The sequence below is a fragment of the Aeromonas crassostreae genome, from assembly GCF_054052445.1.
On sequence record NZ_JBSTYM010000001.1, the window covers coordinates 40737 to 60643 of the forward strand.

The following is a 19907-nucleotide window of genomic DNA, read 5'->3' on the forward strand; positions in this document are numbered from 1 at the left end:
ATGATGCGCGGCAAGTTTGTCTCCCTGACCTGTATTCTGGTGACCTTCGTGGGTGTCGCCTTCTGGTCGGCCTGGAGCTATGATCGCGCCTTCACCCAGTTGGTGCGCTACACCCAGCTCTCGGCCTGGTCCCTGGCCCAGCTTGAACTCGAGCTGCAAGGATTCCAGGAGGGCTTGACCCTCTATCGGAGCGGCCACCTCGACGGGCGTGAATTGAACAAGCGCTACGATCTGGCCTGGAACCGGCTCGATATCTTCCTCAACGGAGAGGAAGCGAGTGCCATCCGTGCCCGCTTTGGGGCGGCGGGCAAGGTGGGGCACATCTTTTCCCTCATCAGGCAGCATGAGCCGGACGTGGTGGCTCCGCACCGGGACTCTCCCGCCCTGGGTCAGCTGGCGGTGGGGCTCGGCGAGGCCATGCCGGCCATTCGCAGCCTCATGGTCGAGAACTTCACCGGCCCGAGCGCCATTCGTCAGCGGGCCTCGCTGCTGCAATCCAAACAAGACAATCTCTGGCTGCTCAGCGCCCTGCTGCTGGTGGGGCTGGTGATGCTCTACATGCTCTCCCGGGAGACCCGGCGCCATCAGTTTCTCGCCTGGAACGATCCCCTGACCCTGCTGCCCAATCGTGCCGCCTTCATTCGGCAACTGGAGCGGGAGGCGCGCCGCCACGGCAATCAGGGGCGTCCGCTCACCCTCTGCCTCATCGAGCTCAATCATTTCAAGGAGGTCAATGACAGCCTGGGCTATGCCAGCGGCGATGCCCTGCTGGTGAGGGTGGCCCGGGCCATGGAGGCCTTCATCGCCGGACGCGCCTACCTGGCGCGGATCGGCGGCGATGAGTTTGCCCTCTACTGCTTCGATCCGCTGGAGCCAGGGTGGCCGGACAGCCTGCTGGCGCACCTGCAGCAGCTGGTGTTCGAGGCGGATCCGGCCCACAGGGTCAAGGTGAGCATGGGGCTGAGTCAGAGCCAGGTCAGTCAGCATCAGGTCGAGGAGATCATGCTGTTTGCCGACATCGCCCTCGACAACGCCCGCCAGCAAGGGGGGCGCAGCCAGCTGTTCAATCAGGCCATGTTGAGCCGCTACGAGCGCAGTCGCCAACTGGCCGCCGAGCTGCGTGATCAGCTCAATGGGGCGGGGGCGGATCAGCTCAGCCTCCATTACCAGCCCATCATCAAGCGCGAGCGCCATGTCCTTGGTGCGGAGGCGCTGCTGCGCTGGCAGCATCCCGAGTATGGGTTCATCAATCCCGCGGACATAGTGAGCCTGGCCGATGACAATGGTCTGGGCGAGCGGCTGGGGGAGTGGATCTTCGATCGGGTCAACCGGGATCTGATGCCCATGGCGCCAGAGCGGTTGATGCAGCTGGAGGTCTCCATCAACCTCTCGGGCTCCATGTTCAACGAGGCGCTGCCCTCCCGGGTGGCGCGCATGCTGCTCGCCAGCCCCCTGTGCGCGGATCAGCTGATCCTGGAGTTGACGGAGACCATTGCCCTGGATGATCTCAAGCTGAGCCAGCACATTCTGAGCGCTTTGCAGCAGTTGAACGTGCGCATCGCCCTCGATGACTTCGGCACGGGATGGAGTTCGTTTTCCTATCTCAAGGAGCTCAACTTCAACAAGATCAAGATAGACAAGTCCTTCATCCAGCAGATAGACAGCCACCCCCGCCAGCAGCTGTTTGTCAGCAGCATCACGGATCTGGCGCACAAGTTGGGGGTTCCCGTGGTGGCCGAGGGGGTGGAGACGGCGGCCGAGCTGGCCGCGGTGTACGAGCTTGGCGCGGACGAGATCCAGGGCTATTTCTACGCCAGGCCCATGGCGGCGGTCGATTTTCGTGCCTTCTGCCAGCGTTACCTGGCCCATCAGCCCCAGGCCGTGGCACAGATGGGCTGACGCTCGCCCCCGCCTCGGGTATAGTCCTGCGCCAGGATATGCCTTGAGGAGTGCGAGATGAAATTCAGTCCCCTGCTGGACGACATGATGAAGGCCCTGCAGGTGCTGCCGGGCGTCGGCCCCAAGTCGGCCCAGCGCATGGCGTTTACCCTGCTGGAACGCGAGCGCAGCGGCGGCCTCAAGTTGGCCCAGCTGCTCTCCCGCGCCCTGACCGAGATAGGGCATTGCAGCCAGTGCCGCACCTTTACCGAGCAGGAGCGCTGCGAGATCTGCCAGAGCCCGAAGCGGGCCGAGAGCGGCATGCTGTGCGTGGTGGAGAGCCCGGCGGACGTGGCCGCCATCGAGCACACGGGCCAGTTCTCCGGCCGCTACTTCGTGCTGATGGGGCATCTGTCGCCCCTGGACGGTATCGGCCCCGAGGAGCTGGGGCTGGAGATCCTGGAGCGGCGCCTGAAAGAGGAGCAGATCCAGGAGCTGATCCTGGCCACCAACCCCACCATAGAAGGGGATGCCACCGCCTGGTACATCGCCGACATGGCCCGCAGCGCCGGGGTCAAGGTGAGCCGCATCGCCCATGGGGTGCCGGTGGGGGGCGAGCTGGAGCTGGTGGACGGCACCACCCTCTCTCACTCGCTGATGGGGCGTCAGCCCCTCAATTGAGTCAGCGCCAGCTCCTGAATTGAGTCAGCGTCAGTTTCTGAATTGGGTCAGCGTCAGCCCTTCAATTGAGCGAGCGTCAGTCTCTGAATGGCGTCAGCGCCAGGATCACTGGTTCCCAAACCCGCTTCGGCGGGTTTTTCATTGAGGGCGGCGCGGCGCGGCGCGGCGCGGCGAGCTGGGCCATCCTGGCGCAAAAATCGCCATTCGCATCGGCACAGGCATTTTCCCCCTTGAAATGGGCAAGCCCGGCCCCATCTTGTATCAGGAATATGTTCAACCCGAATCGCCTGAGGATAGTGTCGATGACCCAAAGCGTTCATGCCGAAACCCACGGTTTTCAGACTGAAGTCAAACAACTGCTGAGCCTGATGGCTCACAGCCTCTACTCCAACAAAGAAGTGTTCCTGCGCGAGCTGATCTCCAACGCCTCCGATGCGGCGGACAAGCTGCGCTTCAAGGCGCTTTCCGATGCCTCTTTGTTCGAAAACGACGGCCAGTTGCGCGTGCGCCTGGTGGTGGACAAAGAGAACAAGACCCTGACCATTTCGGACAACGGTATCGGCATGACCCGGGATCAGGTGATCGAGCATCTGGGCACCATCGCCAAGTCCGGCACCGCCGAATTCTTCAAGCACCTCTCCGGTGATCAAGGCAAGGACTCCCAGCTGATCGGTCAGTTCGGGGTGGGTTTCTACTCCGCCTTCATCGTCGCCGACAAGGTGACCGTGGTCTCCCGCGCCGCCGGCACCGAGCCGAGCCAGGGCGTGCAGTGGGAATCCGAAGGGGAAGGCTCCTTCACCGTGGCTGACGTGACCAAAGCCGGTCGCGGCACCGACGTTATCCTGCACCTGCGCAGCGATGAAGAAGAGTTCCTGGACGACTGGCGCCTGCGCGCCGTGGTGAGCAAATATTCCGATCACATCAGCGTGCCGGTGGAGATGTTCAAGGAGGGCACCCCGGATCGGGAAGAAGATGGCGAGACCATCGTCGGCACCCCCGGCGAGTGGGAGCAGGTCAACCGCGCCACCGCGCTGTGGACCCGCAACCCCAAAGACATCAAGGACGAGGAGTATCAGGAGTTCTACAAGCACGTCGCCCATGACTTCGAAGATCCGCTCTTGTGGGGTCACAACCGGGTGGAAGGGGCCCAGGAGTACACCAGCCTGCTCTACATCCCGGCCCGCGCGCCCTTCGATCTCTACAACCGCGAGCAGAAGCACGGCCTGAAGCTCTACGTGCAGCGCGTCTTCATCATGGATGACGCCGAGCAGTTCATGCCGACCTACCTGCGCTTCGTCAAAGGGGTGCTGGACTCCAACGATCTGCCGCTGAACGTCAGCCGCGAGATCCTGCAGGACAACAAGGTCACCGCCTCCCTGCGCAAGGCCTGCTCCAAGCGCGTGCTGACCATGCTGAACAAGCTGGCCAAGGACGATAGCGAGAAGTACGCCAAGTTCTGGAGCGAGTTCGGCAACGTCTTGAAAGAAGGCCCGGCCGAGGATTACGCCAACCGCGAAGAGATCGCGAAGCTGTTGCGCTTTGCCAGCACCGCCGGCGAGGGCGAGGCCCAGACCGTCTCTCTCGAGGATTACGTTGGCCGCATGAAGGAAGGCCAGCAGAAGATTTACTACATCACCGCCGACTCCTACGCCGCCGCCAAGAACAGCCCGCATCTGGAGATCTTCCGCAAGAAGGGGGTCGAAGTGCTGCTGATGTGGGAGCGGGTGGACGAGTGGCTGATGAGCCACCTCACCGAGTTCGACGGCAAGCAGCTGGTCTCCGTCACCCGTGGCGAGCTGGATCTCGGCGATCTGGAAGACGAGGCCTCCAAGCAGGCCCAGGAGGAGGCCGAGAAAGCCAACGCCGGTCTGGTGGAGCGGGTCAAGCAGAGCCTGGCCGATGCGGTGAAAGAGGTGCGCGTCACCCATCGCCTGACCGACTCACCCTCTTGCATCGTCACCGACGACCACGGCATGAGCACCCAGATGATCAAGCTGATGCGCGCCGCCGGCCAGCCGGTACCGGAGCAGAAGTACATTCTGGAGCTCAACCCCGATCACGCCCTGGTGAAGAAGCTGGGCACCATCGAAGACGAGGCGCTGTTTGGCGAGTGGGTCACCCTCTTGCACGAACAGGCCCAGCTGGCGGAGCAGGGCGGCCTCAATGATCCGGCGAGCTTCGTCTCCCGTATCAACCGTCTGTTACTCCAGGCATGATTTGCTGGCCCACTGCATGCAGTGGGCTTTTTTTCGCCAAGGCAGGGGGCGCTGCATTTTCACGCAATTTCGGTTTCCATCTGTCACTCTGCATTGCCGGAATGGCGCAGGGAAACTGGTGGTAAAAGCGGCACTCGTTTGCGGTTTGCTTGTTAAAAAGCGTGAAACCGTGTAGTTTTTTGCCTTCTCAAGAATTGAATAACCAATCAATAGGAGCGTGTATGCGCATTGTTCTGTTGGGGGCTCCGGGCGCCGGTAAAGGCACCCAGGCTCAGTTCATCATGGAAAAACACGGTATTCCCCAGATCTCCACCGGCGACATGCTGCGGGCGGCGATCAAGGCGGGCACCGAGCTGGGCCTCAAGGCCAAGGCCGTGATGGACGCAGGTCAGCTCGTCTCCGACGACATCATCATCGGTCTGGTCAAGGAGCGTATCGCCCAGGCCGATTGCGCCAACGGCTTCCTGCTGGACGGTTTCCCCCGCACCATTCCCCAGGCGCAAGCCATGAAGGACGCCGGTGTGGTGGTGGACTTCGTGCTGGAATTCGACGTGCCGGACGAGGAGATCGTCAAGCGCATGAGCGGTCGCCGCGTGCACGCCGGCTCCGGCCGTACCTACCACGTGGTGTTCAACCCGCCGAAAGTGGAAGGCAAGGATGACGTGACAGGCGAAGATCTGGTGATCCGTGCCGACGACGAAGAGACCACGGTGCGCAAGCGTCTGGATGTGTACCATCAGCAGACCGCGCCCCTGATCGGCTTCTACGGCAAAGAGGCCGACGCCGGCAACACCCGTTACGTCAAGATCGACGGCACCCAGCCGGTCGACCAGGTGAGCCAGCAGCTGGCTGCCATTCTGGGCTGATCCCGACCTCGGGAACATAGCGCTATGAGCAGGGCCCATCGTGGGCCCTCTTTTCATGTGACAGGAAGTAAACGTGACCACCAAAACCGGGATCCTGCTCGTCAATCTTGGCACCCCTGCCGCCCCCACTCCCGCCGCCGTCAGGGCCTTCCTCGGGGAGTTTCTGCGCGATCCGCGGGTCGTCGAATTGCCGCGCCTGTTGTGGCTGCCGCTGCTCAAAGGCGTCATCTTGCCGTTTCGTGCCCCCAGGGTGGCCAAGCTGTATCGCCAGATCTGGACCGAGCAGGGCTCGCCGCTGCTGGCCATCAGCCAGGGGCAGCGCATGGCGCTGGAGCAGGAGCTCAAGCGCGAAGGGGTCGATGTGCCGGTGGAGCTGGCCATGACCTATGGCTCGCCCTCCCTCGAAGAGGGGTGGCAGGCACTCAAGGGGCAAGGGGTCAATCGGGTGATACTGCTGCCGCTCTATCCCCAGTATGCCGCCAGCACCACGGCCGCCGTGTTTGACGGCTGGGCCCGGGTGATGCGTGCGGAGCGTCACCTGCCGGTGATGCGGCTCATTCGTGACTACCACGCCCATCCCGAATACATTCAGGCGCTGGCCATGAGCGTGCGTCGCCACTGGGAGCAGCACGGCCAGGGGGAGCTGCTGCTGATGTCGTTTCACGGTATTCCCCAGCGCTGCGAGGACGAGGGGGACCCTTACGGTCATCAGTGCCGCCGCACCGCCAGCCTGCTGGCGGAGGCGCTCGGCCTCTCCGCGTCCCAGTGGCGCGCCAGCTTCCAGTCCCGTTTTGGCAAGCAGGAGTGGCTCAAACCCTACACAGATGCCACCATCGCCGAGCTGGCGCAGCAGGGCGTCAAGCGACTCGACGTCATCTGCCCCGCCTTCTCGGCCGACTGCCTCGAGACCCTGGAGGAGATCCAGGTGGAAAACCGTGAGGTGTTCATGGCCGCCGGTGGCGAGCAGTTTGAATATGTCCCGGCACTCAACTGCGACCAGGCCCATATCCGCATGATGGTCTCCCTCATCTGCCGCGAGCTGGCCTGAGGGCGAGGGCGGCTCTCGACCCGCCCCTGTGAATGACACCCAATGGAGGTCTTATGTTGTTGCCCGTTACCCTGACTTACGCCGGTTTGCTCGGCCTGCTGTTTCTGCTGCTCTCCATCTGGGTCGTCAAGCGCCGGGCCCAGTTCAAGGTGGCGATAGGCGAGGGGGATGCGCCCCCGCTGCGGGCCGCCATCCGGGCCCATGGCAACTTTGCCGAGTATGTGCCCCTGACCCTGCTGCTGCTCGCCCTGTGCGAGCTGGCGGGCACGGCGCCGCTCTGGCTGCACCTGGCTGGGGGCATGCTCTTGCTGGGACGCCTGCTGCACGCCATCGGCATCCAGATCCCCAAGGCCCCCAACATGCCCAGGCTGTTTGGTACCCTGCTGTTCTGGCTCTCCCTGACCTTGCTCAGCGTGCTGGCCCTGGTGACCGGGCTCTCGGCGCCCTGATGGGGGCCCCGCTGGCCGTGGCCAATTGTTAACAACCACCCGCGCAAACGGGTGGTTTTTTTATCCCGCCAAGACAAACGTTTTCGGGCTGCAGCCCTTGTCTATACTGACTTCATATTTTAAAGGCGCGCCTTTTCGGCGCCCGGGATTGTGTTAAAATCCCGCCCCTCGTTCATCCCTGAGTCAAGGCTAGAGCCATGAAATTTCCCGGTCAGCGCAAGTCCAAACACTATTTTCCGGTCGACAGGCGCGATCCCCTCATCACCCAGAATCCGCAACTGACCGAGCTGGGTCAGGCCTATGTGGTGGGCATCGATCAGACCCTGGTGGACATAGAGGCTCATGTGGATGAGGCGTTTCTGAACCGGTACGGCCTGAGCAAGGGCCACTCCATGCTCATCTCCGACGAGGTGGCCGAGCTTATCTACGACGAGCTCAAGGCCAACAACATGGTGGTGAGCGAGTTCGCCGGCGGCACCGTCGGCAACACCATGCACAACTACTCCGTGCTGGCGGACTCCCACTCCATCCTGCTGGGGGTCATGAGCCAGGACATCCGCATCGGCAGCTATGCCTACCGCTACCTGTGCAACACCTCCTCTCGCGTCAACCTCGACTACCTGCAACCGGTCAATGGCCCGGTCGGGCGCTGCTTCACCTTCATCAGCGAGTGTGGCGAGCGCAGCTTCGGCATCAATGCCGGCAAGATGGATCACCTGGACGTGGCCCACATCCCGGAAGAGGTGATCAAGGGCGCCTCCGCCCTGGTGATCACCGCCTACCTGGTGCGCGGCGCCGATGGCACCCCGATGAAGGAGGCCGCCATGGCGGCGGTGCGCTATGCCCGCGAGGCCAATGTCCCCGTGGTGCTGACCCTGGGCACCCGCTTCGTCATCGACGAGAACCCCCAGTGGTGGCGTGACTTCATCCGCGAGAACGTGACCGTGCTGGCCATGAACGAGGACGAAGGGGAGGCGCTGACCGGGTTTGCCGATCCCCTGATGGCCGCCGACAAGGCGCTGGACTGGGCCGACATGGTGCTCTGCACCGCCGGTCCTGTCGGTCTCTACATGGCAAGCTACACGGACGAGGAGAGCAAGCGCGAGACCACCCATACCCTGCTGCCCGGCCAGATCCCCGAGTTCAACATGTACGAGTTCAGCCGCCCCATGGCGCGGACCAGCTGCCGCACGCCGATGCGGATCTACTCCCACATCTCCCCCTACATGGGCGGCCCGGAGAAGATCAAGAACACCAATGGCGCCGGAGATGGCGCCCTCTCGGCCCTGCTGCACGACATGGTGGCCAACGCCTACCACAGAATGAATGTGCCCAACTCCGCCAAGCATACGTCGGACTTCCTGACCTACTCCTCCCTGGCCCAGGTGTGCAAATACGCCAACCGGGTCAGCTACGAGGTGCTGGCCCAGAGCAGCCCGCGCCTGTCTCGCGGCCTGCCGGAGAAAGAGGACAGCCTGGAAGAGGTGTACTGGGAGCGTTGATCCTGCCGAACAAAACTTGAGGCGCCCGCGGGCGCCTTTTTGCATTCTCTGGGTTGGATCATGTTTTTGCTGCCCCATTCGGACCATCAATGGACAGGGGCGCGGGCATCGTCATACCTTGGTCACCATGACAGGAAGGCAAGGATGACGGGATGTTGAGACGATGGACCATAGGCCAGCGCCTGTTGCTGGTGACCCTGAGCGTATTGCTGATACTGGCGCTGCTGCTGGTGAGCAGCCTGCACCTCTATCGGGAAGGCCTGATGGCGGAGAAGAGCCGCCAGACCCAGGCCCAGGTGGAAACAGCCTATTCGCTGGTGGCCAGCATCGAGGCCCAGGTGCGTGCCGGTCAGCTCGAGGTGCCAGAGGCCAAGGCCCGGGCCCTGGCCGCGATAAAGGCCCTGCGCTACGGCGACAACGACTACTTCTGGATCAACGACAGCCACCCCACCATGGTGATGCACCCCATGAAGCCCGAGCTGGACGGCAAGGATCTCTCCGGGGTGGAAGACAAGCAGGGGCTCAAGCTGTTCGTGGCCTTCGTCGAGATGATCAAGGGGCAACCGGGGGGCGGCGAGGTGGCCTATTACTGGCCCAAGCCCGGGGTGGATGACCCCGTGCGCAAGCTCTCCTACGTCAAGCATTTCGCCCCCTGGGACTGGATCATCGGCACAGGGGTCTATGTGGATGACGTGGAGGCCCAATATCAGGGGGCGCTCAAGATCCAGCTTGGCATCGGCCTGGTGCTGGCCCTGCTGCTCATCGCCCTGGTCACCTTGATAGTGCGCAGCATAGTGGCGCCCCTCGGCCAATCGGTGGCCGCCCTTGGCAACATAGCGCGAGGGGAGGGGGACTTGAGATTTCGCCTGCCCGCCGAGGGCCGCGACGAACTGGCCCAGCTCTCGACCAATTTCAACGACTTTGCCAACCAGATGGCGCAACTGGTGGGACGCACCCAGCAGATAGCCAACCAGAACCGTCAGGCCGCCGGCCAGCTTGGCCAGGTGGTGGAGCGTACCTGCGAGATAGTGACCCATCAGGAGCAGGACACCATGCGGGTGGCCAGCGCCATGGAGCAGATGACGGTGAGCAGCCGGGAGGTGGGGGAGCATGCGGCGCAGGCCGCCCTGGCCGCCGACGAGGCCAAGCGCCTGGTCGATGATGGCTGCCAGGTGGTGGATCAGACCATCAACACCATCGCCCAGCTGGCCGATGAGATGCAGGGCACGGTGCGGGCCGTGGCGCACCTGACCCAGGAGACCCAGCAGATTGGCTCGGTGCTGGAGGTGATCCGCGGCATCGCCGAGCAGACCAACCTGCTGGCCCTCAACGCCGCCATTGAGGCGGCCCGGGCCGGGGAGCAGGGACGGGGCTTTGCCGTGGTCGCCGACGAGGTGAGGACGCTGGCCAACCGCACCCACAGCTCGACCGACGAGATCCGGCAGATGATACAGCGCCTGCAGGAGGGGGCGAGTGTGGTGACGGGGGGGATCAACCAGCTGCAACAGCTGTCGCGCACCACGGCCGACAAGGCAGGGCATGCGGGCAGCGCCATCGAGGCCATCAACCAGGTGGTGGATACCATCACCCAGATGAATGCTCAGATAGCCAATGCGGCCCATGAGCAGAGCAAGGCGGCCGACGAGATCAATCACAGGCTGGTCTCCATCTCCCAACAGGCGGGAGAGGCACTGGACCAGAACCGGCAGACCGAGCAGGCGGCCCAGAGCCTGGCGCACTCGAGCGATGAGCTGAGTACCCTGGTGGCCCAATACCGTACCTGACGGGGCAGCGGGGAGGGAAGGCGCTCGCCTTTTCTCCCCGCTGGCCGGGGAAGGGCGCCTATCTCCCCTTTATTGGGGATTTGACTTGAGTCCGCTGCGCTTTTGGGACACCATTTGCCCCAACCTGGCCGGCAGTGGCCCCGGCAGCCCGAAAGAGAGAGCACCATGAGCAAGCTAACTGACAACCTTGACGCCAATTTCCAACTGTTTATCGAAGAGGTCCGTGAGTCGGGTCAGCTGTGGGGCCTGCGTTATGGCGAGGATTGGGTGGTGTGTCGCTCCGCCGAATTCGAAGACGCGGACGTGATGCCACTCTGGTCCAGCGAGGGCGATGCCCGCCTGCACTGCGTGGACGAGTGGGCGGACTATGAGCCCGAGCTCATCGATCTGGAAGAGTTCCTCGACATCTGGATAGGGGATCTGGACGAAGACGACGTGCTGGTCGGCCCGAACTGGAACGGCGAGCTGGAGGGGCAGGAGCTCGAGCCCATCGAACTGGCCAAGGCCCTGGTCGAACTGGACGCCTGATCCCGACCCCCGCTTTTCCTGACAAACCTGCGCCCCGGCGCAGGTTTTTTCATGGGCGTTTGTCTTTGCAGCGCCGCCGGCTATGGTCCATCATGAACCTTTTGCCAAGGGGGGAGCCATGTTCGTATTCGAGGTGACGGGAGAGGCGGGGGCACGGGCCGAGATCCGGGTGCAGGCGCTGGACTGGAGCCAGAGCGGCGTCGTCAGTTTCTCCTGCAACGACGATCCTCTTGCCGTGCTGCTGCTGAGCGAATGCCGCTGCGATGCCGTGGGCTTCTTCAACCTGCTGGCCGGCTGCAAGCCCCTCTATGTCGAGCAGTGGCTCACTTATTTGCAGGAGAGTGGCCGCATCGCCCGGGTGGAGTGCCACCAGCGCAGCCCTGCCGAGGCGGACTATCTCGCCGATGCCGGGCTGGAGAGCGAGGAACTCAACGCCCTGCTCGGCCAGATCTATCGGGTGGCGGGCTTCAACCGCCTGCAGATCAACCGCTACCTCAAGCACCGCCACAATCAGACCCTGCTGGCGACCCGGTATGATCAGAAGGAGCTGGAGCGCTATCGCCAGCTCAACGATGTCATCCTCACCCTGCTGCGCTTCAAGCGGTCTCAGTGAATCGGCGTGGTCGGGGTGGCGCTCGGGTGGGCGATGAGGTGACCCTGAAGCCCATCCACGTACAGGCTCTCTAGCAGCGCCTTCTGACTCGACTGCTCGACCCCCTCTGCGATCACCTGGCTGCCCAGGCGGTGTGCCATCTCCACTATCATCCGCACGAACTTCTGGTTGGTGCCATCTTGCTCGAGATCGAGCAAGAGCGCGGGATCCAGCTTGAGATAGTCCGGTTTGATCTCCTGAAACAGGGAGAAGGAGCGGATCCCCTGGCCGAAGTTGCAGATGGCCGAGCGGCTGCCGCAGCGGCGCAGCAGCTCGAACAGGCGCCTGGCTCCGGCCAGTTGCCGGGACAGGCTCTCCTCGTCGAGTTCGAAGACCAGATGGGCGGCGATGTCGGGCTCGGCGGCGAGTTGGCGCTCCAACCAGATGAGAAAGCCGCTGTTGTGCAGCAGATGGGGAGGTAACTTGATGCCCCAGCGGCTCTGCTCTGCCCCCAGGGTCCTGTGCTCGCGCATCAGGTGACGGATCACCAACTGGGTCAGCCGCATCAGCAAGTCCAGGCGCTGAGCCATGGCGAACAGGCTGTCTGCGGCCAGCACTGAATCATCTTCACCCTGGAAGCCCGGGTAAACGCTGTAGTAGGCGAGCCGATTGCCGTGCAGACGCGCGATGGGCTGGTAGGCGAGGGTGACCTGCTCCTGCTCCAGGATCCGCTCGATGACCTGGCGCCACTGCTGTTCCCCCAGCCCCTTGCCATCGTCATCTTCCAACTGGATGGACCAACCGTTGACCTCCCCGGTCTGTGCCCTGGCCAGGGCCAGATCGGCCCGGGAGAGGATGGCCTCGATCCGCTGGTGGCTGCAGACGGTGGTGATCCCGCTGCAGGCGACGCTCTCTATGGTCTGGCTGTGCTGATAGAGATCGAAGGTGAGTTTGAGATCCCGGCCGAGCAGGGGCAGGGGGGTGTTGTGGATGGCGTGGATCAGCACGGCGAAGTCGGTCCCCGAGATGCGATAGAGGCGATGTTCGGGCCAGCGCAGGGCCGCCCGCTGGATCAGGGTGCTGACCTCCTTGAGATAGGTGTCGCCGGAGAGAAAACCGCGCTGACGATTGATGCTCTCCAGGGCCGTGGCCCGGATCAGCACCAGGATGGCGGTGCGAGTGCCACCCTCTTCTTGCAGCAGATGGGTGATGTCATGGCGAAAGCATTGGCGATTGGCGAGCTGGGTCAGGGGATCTTGTTGCGCACTGCGCTTGAGATCGTCCAGCTGCTGGTGCAGCTGCTCGCGCTCCAGACGCTGGCGATGGAGCAGTCGCTCCAGTGCCTGCTGCTCCGGCGAGGGGGGGAGCGACGCCACCGATCTCTGCTCGAGGGCCTCGATGAGCGTCGCTCGTCTGGCCTCATCGTCCTTGTGCCAGTGATATCGGCCATAGATGAGGGCAAGCAGGGTACACATGAGTATGCTTATGGTCGCAGCCCAGGAGAGGTCGGTGGGGAGCAGGCTCCATTGCGCCAGCAGCACCAGCCCCGTCATTAGGGGGAAGGGTGTCATCGTCTTGGTGGGCGTTATGTGCATTTTAGTACCCCGCACCTGGTTTCTTAGCGTGAAAACATGCAGTCAGTATGGATGCAGTCAACCAGGTTTGGTCATGAGGCTTGCCATATGGGAAAGGGATCCTGTAAATGTGAGTGAAAACACTTTCAAGGACTCGGAAAAAAGGGAGTATGGAATGGAAACGCAGACAGAGACGTCGAGGTATATATGTCGTTAGAGCCCATGAATACTGCCAAGGCACGGCAGCTGTTGAACCAGAGTATGGCCTTGGTATTGGCGGGGGGGCGAGGGAGCCGTCTCAAGCAGTTGACCGATAATCGCGCCAAGCCGGCGGTGCACTTCGGTGGCCGGTTTCGGATCATCGATTTCGTCTTGTCCAACTGCATCAACTCGGGGATAAAGCGGGTCGGAGTGGTCACCCAGTACAAGTCCCACAGCCTGCTGCGCCATCTGCAATCCGGTTGGTCCTTCCTGCGCTACCAGATGAACGAGTTCATCGACCTGTTGCCCGCCCAGCAGCGGGTGGACGAGGTGCACTGGTATCGGGGCACCGCGGATGCCATCTATCAGAACGTCGACATCATTCGTGACTACGGCCCCAAATACATAGTGGTGCTGGCGGGGGATCACATCTACAAGATGGATTATGCCGCCATGCTGCTCGACCATGTGCGTCTGGAGGCCAAGGTGACCGTGGCCTGCATCGAGGTGCCTCGCTGCGAGGCGTCCGCCTTCGGGATCATGGATATCGACGAACAGCGCAAGATCCGTGATTTCGTGGAAAAACCCGCCAATCCCCCCGCCATGCCGGGGTGCGATGATACCTCTCTGGCCTCCATGGGGATCTACATCTTCGATGCGGAGTACCTCTATCAGCTGCTGGAGGAAGACATCCTCAACCAGAGCTCCAAGCACGACTTTGGCATGGACGTGATCCCGCGCATCGTCGGGGAGGGCATGGCCTACGCCCATCCGTTCAGCATGTCCTGTGTCGGCGCCCGGGAGGGTCAAAAGCCTTACTGGCGTGATGTGGGGACCCTGGATTCGTTCTGGGAGGCCAACATGGATCTCGCCTCCGTGGTGCCGGATCTCGACATCTATGACGAGAACTGGCCCATCTGGACCAGCCAGATCATGACGCCCCCCGCCAAGTTCGTGCAAGACAGGAACGGCCAGCATGGCATGACCATCAACTCGGTGTTTGCCGGCGGCACCATCGTCAGCGGCTCCTTCGTGCTCAACTCCGTGCTGTTCACCAATGTGCGGGTGCACTCCTTCTGCACCCTGGATCAGTCGGTGATCTTCCCTGGGGTGGAGGTGGGCAGCGGCTGTCGCCTGCGCCGGGTGGTGGTGGACAAGGGCTGCAAGCTGCCCGATGGCATGGTGATAGGGGAGAACGCCGATGAGGATACCCGTCGCTTCTATCGCTCCGAGAACGGCATAGTGCTGGTGACCAAGTCCATGCTGCAGGCGCTCAAGGAGAAGGGGTAAGTGCCAGACTCAGTGATCGAGCAGAGAAAATAGCAAAGGGAGCGCATGGCGCTCCCTTTGTCATGGCGGCATAAGCCGGGGGATTATTCGCTGATCAGCGCCTTGGCGGCCATCACCATGGCGGTGCCGTGCTTGCCACCGGCGGCGGTCACTTGCGGTACGCCATCTTCGTCGGTGTCGCTGCCGGCGCCGTCGATGATGTTCTCGCCGGAGTCACCGACCCACTCGGCCATCTGCATGCCACCGTTGACGGTGCCACGGAACCAGCTCACGTATTGGCCGGTCAGCTTGGCCAGCTCCAGCTCGGGTGCCTTCTCGGCCCCTTCGTTACGCAGGTTCAGCATGGCGGCCCGCAGACCACCCGAGATGGCGGCCTGGGTCCAGGGGGTGTATTCACCCTGCTTGCCCGCCAGCCAGGTGCCGGCCTTGGCGTTGAAGTAGGCCTTGTCGGTATTGATGAACAGCTCGCGGGCGGCGCTGCGGTATCTGGCATCCTGGGTTGCCAGGAAGGCGGCGCTCAGACCCCGCACGGCGGCGAACTGGGCATCCACGGATTGACCCGCATCAGGCTGACCGCCGAGGGTCAGGCCGTCATGGACCAGGCCGTTCTTGCCCATCAACTGGGTCAGGATGAAGTCGGCCTGCTTGCGGATCAGCGCCAGCGCCTCCTTGCCCTGGGGGGTATCCAGGTTCAGCTCGCCATTGTCACCGGCGGCGTAGCCCACCGGCAGGGCATCCTGGGCACGCTGGAAGATCTGCAGGGCAACCAGGGCGTAGGCGGCGTCGAAGGTGGTGACGTGCTGGCTCAGCTTGCCTGCTTGCCAGCTGTCCACCAGGGTACCGGCCTTGGCGTCGAAGTGCAGGGCATTGAGGTTCTTGAAGGTGAGGTTGGAGAGGTTCAGGGCCAGGGAGAAGGCGTCATTGCCCGCCACCGTCTTGCCGAGATCGTTGGCCCGGTTGGCGGCCGGGGCGGCGGCGAATGGGGCGCCGTCAAACACGGCGTGGAAGGCCGGGTTCTGGTTGCTGTTAGCCGTGCGCTGATCGCTGTAGGCGTAGAATTCGGACAGGGGCCACAGCATCATCCAGGCATCGCGCAGCTGGGCGGAACCATCCACCACCTCCAGCTTGCCGATGGCGCCGACGTCGTTCTTGCTGGTCTCGGTCACCTTCACCTGATGGGGCAAGTAGACCACGCCCTTGGCCGGATCGTACTGGGGGCTTATCTTGGCGCCCAGCTGCTTGCCATCATAGCCGAGCTGGCCCTGCAAGATGGCCAGCTTGTCGATGGACTGCTCGGTCAGCATCATGCCATTGAAGCCGTCGGCGGCGGAGACCCCCAGCTTGTGCTTGCCGTCCTGATCCATGGTGGCGGATGCGGCTTCCACCTCTTCATCTGTCTCGGCCACGTGCATGCCACCGAGGAAGTCCTGGGACCACATCACCTCCTTGAGCAATATGCCGCCGACGGCCGCCGGCACCAGCAGGTTGTCACTGCCGCTCCAGCGCAGGGTGGCGTAGTCGCGGAAGTAGGCAGGCACCTGGGTCTTGACGGTTTTCTCGGCCCCTTTGGCGGTCTTGATGGTCAGGGTGTCGCCGTTGACCGGGCTGGTATTGACGGCTTGCGCGAACTGCGGCTTGGCAGAGGCGTAGGGGAGGGAGAGGGGATACATGCCCTGGGGCACTTCATCGGCCGGGAAGCCGACGGCCTCGGCCATGGCCAGCACTCGCTTGCCAAGGTCGGCCAGGGTGCCGCCACGGGCCTGGTTCTGGGGCCCATTCACCAGGTGGGGACCCATGCCGGACTGGTAGTTGAGGGCGTACATGGCCTCTTCGGAATACTCATAGGACTCGATGCCGGCGGCGAAGTCGAACGGGGTCGGCTCATCGGCGCGGTTGGGATCCAGCACATCCAGATCCAGCCCCAGAGCCTCGGCCAGCGGCTCGCCCGAGAGTTCGAACTCCGTGTAGGCCAGCATGCTGGCGGCGGTATGGAAGCTCGCGTCTTCGACCTTGACGGCGGCGTGGGCGGCAGAGCCCAGCAGTGCCAGGGTGATCCCCTGTACCAGTGCGGTTTTTTTCATGTGTCCCTTCTTCTTATGGTGGCTTGTTGCGGTGACGCTTCTCATGAATCTAAATGAGAATGGTGTGCATTATGCGTCAAGGCATGCACCATGAGAAGAAAAAAGCCGCTCGGGGGGAGCGGCCTAATTAATCACAGCAATTTGAAGGGGATGACCAGGCGTCCCGGCTCGACCCTGAGGGCTTCTACCTTCTCCTTGATGCGGGCCTCGTTCTGGCGATGGCCATCGAGCCGATAGATGGGGGTCTGGTTGAGGAAGAGACCGAGGGATTGATTGAAGGTGGGCAGCAGGGGGGAGAGGGCCGTGCCTATGTCGGCGGGCTCGGTCTTGACCGAGAGCAGCTCGAGGTCGCGCAGGTAGATGGCCCCCTGCTCTGCCACGTAGTCGGGGCGGGCGCTCAGGGAGAGGCGGATCTTCATCTGCTGGCTGCCAAGGGGGCTTGCCACCTGCAGATCGCCGGCGGCATCGAGTTCTATCCGGTCGCTGCGGCTGCGGCCGATGCGGCTTTGCATCTCGTCCAGGCGGATCTTGCTCGACATGATGCCGGGGATGCCGATCTGCTTCTCGAAGGCGACCTGCTGTTTCAGGTAATCGTTGATCTCCCGCTCGCTGACGTTGTACTGGGTCAGGGAGCAGGCCGCGAGCAGCAGAGTCAGGGGAAGCAGTAACAGGGTACGTAATGGGCGACGGGGCATGGCGTGTCCAGGGGTGATCATGAGATGGCGCCATCTTACGGGGAAACCCGGGCCGCGCCAACCCGGGGCCATCCGGCCGCTGCGGGGGGCGAGAGCCGCGCTGATCCGGGGCGCCGCCGAGCCCGCCATCGGCGAGGGCGACGAGCGAAAATGTGCCCAAATGTAGCTAATGGGTGAGATTTGTCGCAACTTCGAGGGGATGTTGATGAATTAACTGGTATAACCTGTCAGTCCCTCTACAATGAGTTTCCTTTCACTGTTTGATCCGTTTCATGCCCGTGTCCGACCCTGTTTTCGATAGCGCCTTTCAAACCCGTCTGCTGCGTCCCCGTTACTGGCCGAGCTGGCTGGCCCTCGGCCTGCTGTGTGTGCTCGCCTTCGTGCCGCCGCGCATCCGCGACAAGCTGGCCGACTGGCTGGCCCCCCTGGTGTTGCGTTTTTCCAAGAAGCAAGTCTATATCGCCAATACCAACCTGGATATCTGCTTTCCCGAGCGAAGCGAGGCCGAGCGCCAGGCCATCTTGCTCAAGTCGGTACGCATCGGCCTCAAAAGCCTGCTCGGTTTTGGCGAGTTCACGGTGCGCAGCCCCGCCTACCTGATGAAGCGCATCCAGGTGATCGGCTGGCAACACATAGAGACAGAGCAGGCGGCGGGACGCCCCGTCATCCTGGTGGTGCCTCACAGCTGGCCGGTGGACGCCGCCGGTTATTTCTTCGCCCAGCGGGACATCGCCATGTGCACCATGATGAAGAGCGCCCGCAACCCGGTGTTTGACTGGCACATCAACCGTGAACGGGCCAGGAGCGGCTGCCAGGTATATGAGCGCAAGGCAGGCATCAAGCCGGTGATCAAGGCGGTCAAGGGGGGGCGCAGCTTCTTCTATCTGCCGGATCAGGACCATGGCCGCGAGGCCAGCATCTTTGTGCCCTTCTTCGGACGGGCCAAGGCGACCCTGCCGGCCCTGCCGCGGCTGGTGAAGCTGACCGGGGCCAGGGCCGTGCCCCTGCTCGCCTGCTATGACGAGGCGCAGCACTGTTATCGCCTCGAGATAGAGGCCCCCTTCGCCGACTATCCGAGCGAGGATCTGGTGGCCGATACCGGGCGCATGAACCAGATGGTGGAGCAGCAGCTGAGGCAGCATCCGGGCCAGTACATGTGGTTTCTCAAGATCTTCGAGACCCTGGAACACCCGGTGGACAAGCACGGACTCTACGAGGCGGGGATCAAACGCATCCGCCGTGGCCTCTCGCCCCACCCCTGATGCGCTACCGTCATGCAAAACAGCCCCAATAGGGGCTGTTTTTCATGGCAAGTGGTGAGTTCTTGCCGCCCGGGGCAGCTCAGGTTCAGGTTCGGCCCGGTTACGGGCTAGAAAAATGTAGCGGGATAACTACAATAACCTCCTTGTTTAGACGACAAGAGCCGCAACATGGCCCCTCACGATCCTGTGTTCGATACCTCATTTCGCCCCGCACTGCTGCATCCCAGGCTCTGGGGCAGCTGGCTGGCCCTCGCCCTGCTCAGCCTGCTCGCCTTCGTTCCGGCCCGGCTGCGGGACGCCCTGGCCAACGGTCTGGCGCCGCTCATTCTCTCTTGTTCCAAGAAACAGGCCTATATCGCCAACACCAATCTCGACATCTGTTTTCCCGACCAGGATGAGGCGGGACGCCAGGCGCTGCTGCTCAAGTCGATCCGGGTCGGCCTCAAGACCTTCATGGCCTTCGGCGAGCTGACCTGGCGCAGCGATGCCTATCTGGCCGGACGGATCCGGGTCGACGGCTGGGAGCACATAGAGGCGGAGCGGGCCCAGGGACGCCCCGTGATTCTGGTGGTGCCGCACACCTGGGCGGTGGACGTGATAGGGCGCCTGTTCGCCCTGCGAGGCCTGCCCATGTGCACCATGATGAAGAGCCCGAAAGACGCGCTCTTTGACTGGTACATCAACCGCGAGCGGGCCAAGGGGGGGCGGGTCTACGAGCGCAGCGTCGGCATCAAGCCCGCCATCAAGGCGATCCGCGGCGGCGACAGCTTCTTCTATCTGCCGGATCAGGACCATGGTCGCGAGGCCAGCATCTTCGTGCCCTTCTTCGGTCATCCCAAGGCGACCCTACCGGCCCTGCCCAAGCTGGTGAAGCTGACCGGCGCCAAGGCGGTGCCCATCTTCGGCAGCTATGACGAGGACGAGGGCTGCTACCGCCTCGAGATAGCCCCCCCCTTCGATCCCTATCCCACCGACAATCTGGAGCAGGATGTGGTGCGAATGAACGCCATGGTCGAGCAGCAACTCGGCCGCCGTCCGGAGCAATACATGTGGTTTCTCAAGATCTTCGAGACCCAGGCCGAATCGGACAGCCGCCAGGGGCTCTACGAGGAGGGGATCCGCCGGATCCGCCAGGGGCTGCCCCCCGAGCCCTGATCCCCCGCTGGTGATGCTGGAGCCTGATGGCGCCCGGTTTCCCGGCGAGCCGAACCCGGGTTGGCGACGGCGTGAGCAGCCGGGGTGCCGGACTCGCCAAAACGG

17 protein-coding genes are annotated in these 19907 nt (G+C 63.0%); 13 read left to right on the forward strand and 4 right to left on the reverse strand.

The genetic code is table 11. From position 1 onward, the window contains the following. Window positions 1-1899, forward strand: a complete 1899-nt coding sequence (locus ACW5W4_RS00180) for a putative bifunctional diguanylate cyclase/phosphodiesterase (RefSeq protein ID WP_427261700.1) — start codon at window positions 1-3, stop codon at window positions 1897-1899. A gap of 57 nt (window positions 1900-1956) precedes the next feature. Continuing rightward, window positions 1957-2559, forward strand: coding sequence for a recombination mediator RecR (gene recR / locus ACW5W4_RS00185; RefSeq protein ID WP_456687984.1), 603 nt, complete (start codon window positions 1957-1959; stop codon window positions 2557-2559). A 76-nt stretch (window positions 2560-2635) separates the two neighbouring features. On the opposite strand, the gene ACW5W4_RS00190 is transcribed toward recR, so the two are convergent. Next, window positions 2636-2836 (reverse strand): hypothetical protein, encoded by a 201-nt coding sequence (locus ACW5W4_RS00190; RefSeq protein ID WP_456687985.1) that lies wholly within the window; start codon window positions 2834-2836, stop codon window positions 2636-2638. A 25-nt stretch (window positions 2837-2861) separates the two neighbouring features. On the opposite strand from ACW5W4_RS00190, the gene htpG reads away from it, so the two are divergent. The 8 genes from htpG to ACW5W4_RS00230 all read left to right on the forward strand — a co-directional run bounded on the left by htpG (window position 2862) and on the right by ACW5W4_RS00230 (window position 11565). Next, on the forward strand, window positions 2862-4775 hold the full coding sequence (htpG, locus tag ACW5W4_RS00195; RefSeq protein WP_456687986.1) for a molecular chaperone HtpG: 1914 nt from the start codon (window positions 2862-2864) through the stop codon (window positions 4773-4775). Window positions 4776-4996: 221 nt separating this feature from the next. Then, a complete protein-coding gene (gene adk, locus ACW5W4_RS00200) occupies window positions 4997-5641 on the forward strand; it encodes an adenylate kinase (RefSeq protein WP_408793077.1) in 645 nt (214 codons plus the stop codon). Between the two features lie 73 nt (window positions 5642-5714). After that, window positions 5715-6689, forward strand: coding sequence for a ferrochelatase (gene hemH / locus ACW5W4_RS00205; RefSeq protein WP_456687987.1), 975 nt, complete (start codon window positions 5715-5717; stop codon window positions 6687-6689). A 53-nt stretch (window positions 6690-6742) separates the two neighbouring features. Further along, window positions 6743-7138, forward strand: a complete 396-nt coding sequence (locus ACW5W4_RS00210) for an MAPEG family protein (RefSeq protein ID WP_456687988.1) — start codon at window positions 6743-6745, stop codon at window positions 7136-7138. 197 nt (window positions 7139-7335) lie between these two features. Then, window positions 7336-8640, forward strand: coding sequence for an inosine/guanosine kinase (locus ACW5W4_RS00215; protein WP_456687989.1), 1305 nt, complete (start codon window positions 7336-7338; stop codon window positions 8638-8640). A 152-nt stretch (window positions 8641-8792) separates the two neighbouring features. Continuing rightward, window positions 8793-10424 carry a methyl-accepting chemotaxis protein gene (locus ACW5W4_RS00220; protein WP_456687990.1) on the forward strand — a complete coding sequence of 544 codons (1632 nt, stop codon included), beginning with the start codon at window positions 8793-8795 and terminating at the stop codon, window positions 10422-10424. 165 nt (window positions 10425-10589) lie between these two features. Further along, entirely contained in the window at window positions 10590-10952 is a 363-nt protein-coding gene (locus ACW5W4_RS00225; protein WP_408793085.1) for a DUF2750 domain-containing protein, read from the forward strand. A gap of 118 nt (window positions 10953-11070) precedes the next feature. Beyond that, window positions 11071-11565 carry a hypothetical protein gene (locus ACW5W4_RS00230; RefSeq protein WP_427261706.1) on the forward strand — a complete coding sequence of 165 codons (495 nt, stop codon included), beginning with the start codon at window positions 11071-11073 and terminating at the stop codon, window positions 11563-11565. Here ACW5W4_RS00230 and ACW5W4_RS00235 read toward each other — a convergent pair. Further along, window positions 11559-13139: an EAL domain-containing protein gene (locus ACW5W4_RS00235; protein WP_456687991.1), complete on the reverse strand. Its 1581-nt coding sequence runs from the start codon at window positions 13137-13139 to the stop codon at window positions 11559-11561. The two genes, ACW5W4_RS00230 and ACW5W4_RS00235, sit on opposite strands and share 7 nt — an antisense overlap. 186 nt (window positions 13140-13325) lie before the next feature. Between ACW5W4_RS00235 and glgC the strand changes: the two genes are divergently transcribed. Next, window positions 13326-14609 carry a glucose-1-phosphate adenylyltransferase gene (gene glgC, locus ACW5W4_RS00240; RefSeq protein WP_427261708.1) on the forward strand — a complete coding sequence of 428 codons (1284 nt, stop codon included), beginning with the start codon at window positions 13326-13328 and terminating at the stop codon, window positions 14607-14609. Between the two features lie 83 nt (window positions 14610-14692). Here the strand turns inward: glgC and ACW5W4_RS00245 are convergent, their stop codons facing one another. Both ACW5W4_RS00245 and ACW5W4_RS00250 read right to left on the reverse strand, forming a co-directional pair. Beyond that, entirely contained in the window at window positions 14693-16690 is a 1998-nt protein-coding gene (locus ACW5W4_RS00245) for a hypothetical protein (RefSeq protein ID WP_456687992.1), read from the reverse strand. A 131-nt stretch (window positions 16691-16821) separates the two neighbouring features. Beyond that, entirely contained in the window at window positions 16822-17406 is a 585-nt protein-coding gene (locus ACW5W4_RS00250; RefSeq protein WP_456687993.1) for a lipoprotein, read from the reverse strand. Between the two features lie 251 nt (window positions 17407-17657). Here ACW5W4_RS00250 and lpxM point away from each other — a divergent pair, with 251 nt between their 5' ends. Beyond that, window positions 17658-18647 (forward strand): lauroyl-Kdo(2)-lipid IV(A) myristoyltransferase, encoded by a 990-nt coding sequence (gene lpxM / locus ACW5W4_RS00255; RefSeq protein WP_427261711.1) that lies wholly within the window; start codon window positions 17658-17660, stop codon window positions 18645-18647. A gap of 168 nt (window positions 18648-18815) precedes the next feature. Continuing rightward, the gene (locus ACW5W4_RS00260; RefSeq protein ID WP_456687994.1) at window positions 18816-19802 is read left to right on the forward strand and encodes an LpxL/LpxP family acyltransferase; all 987 of its coding nucleotides are present in this window, start codon (window positions 18816-18818) and stop codon (window positions 19800-19802) included. Window positions 19803-19907: the final 105 nt, after the last annotated feature.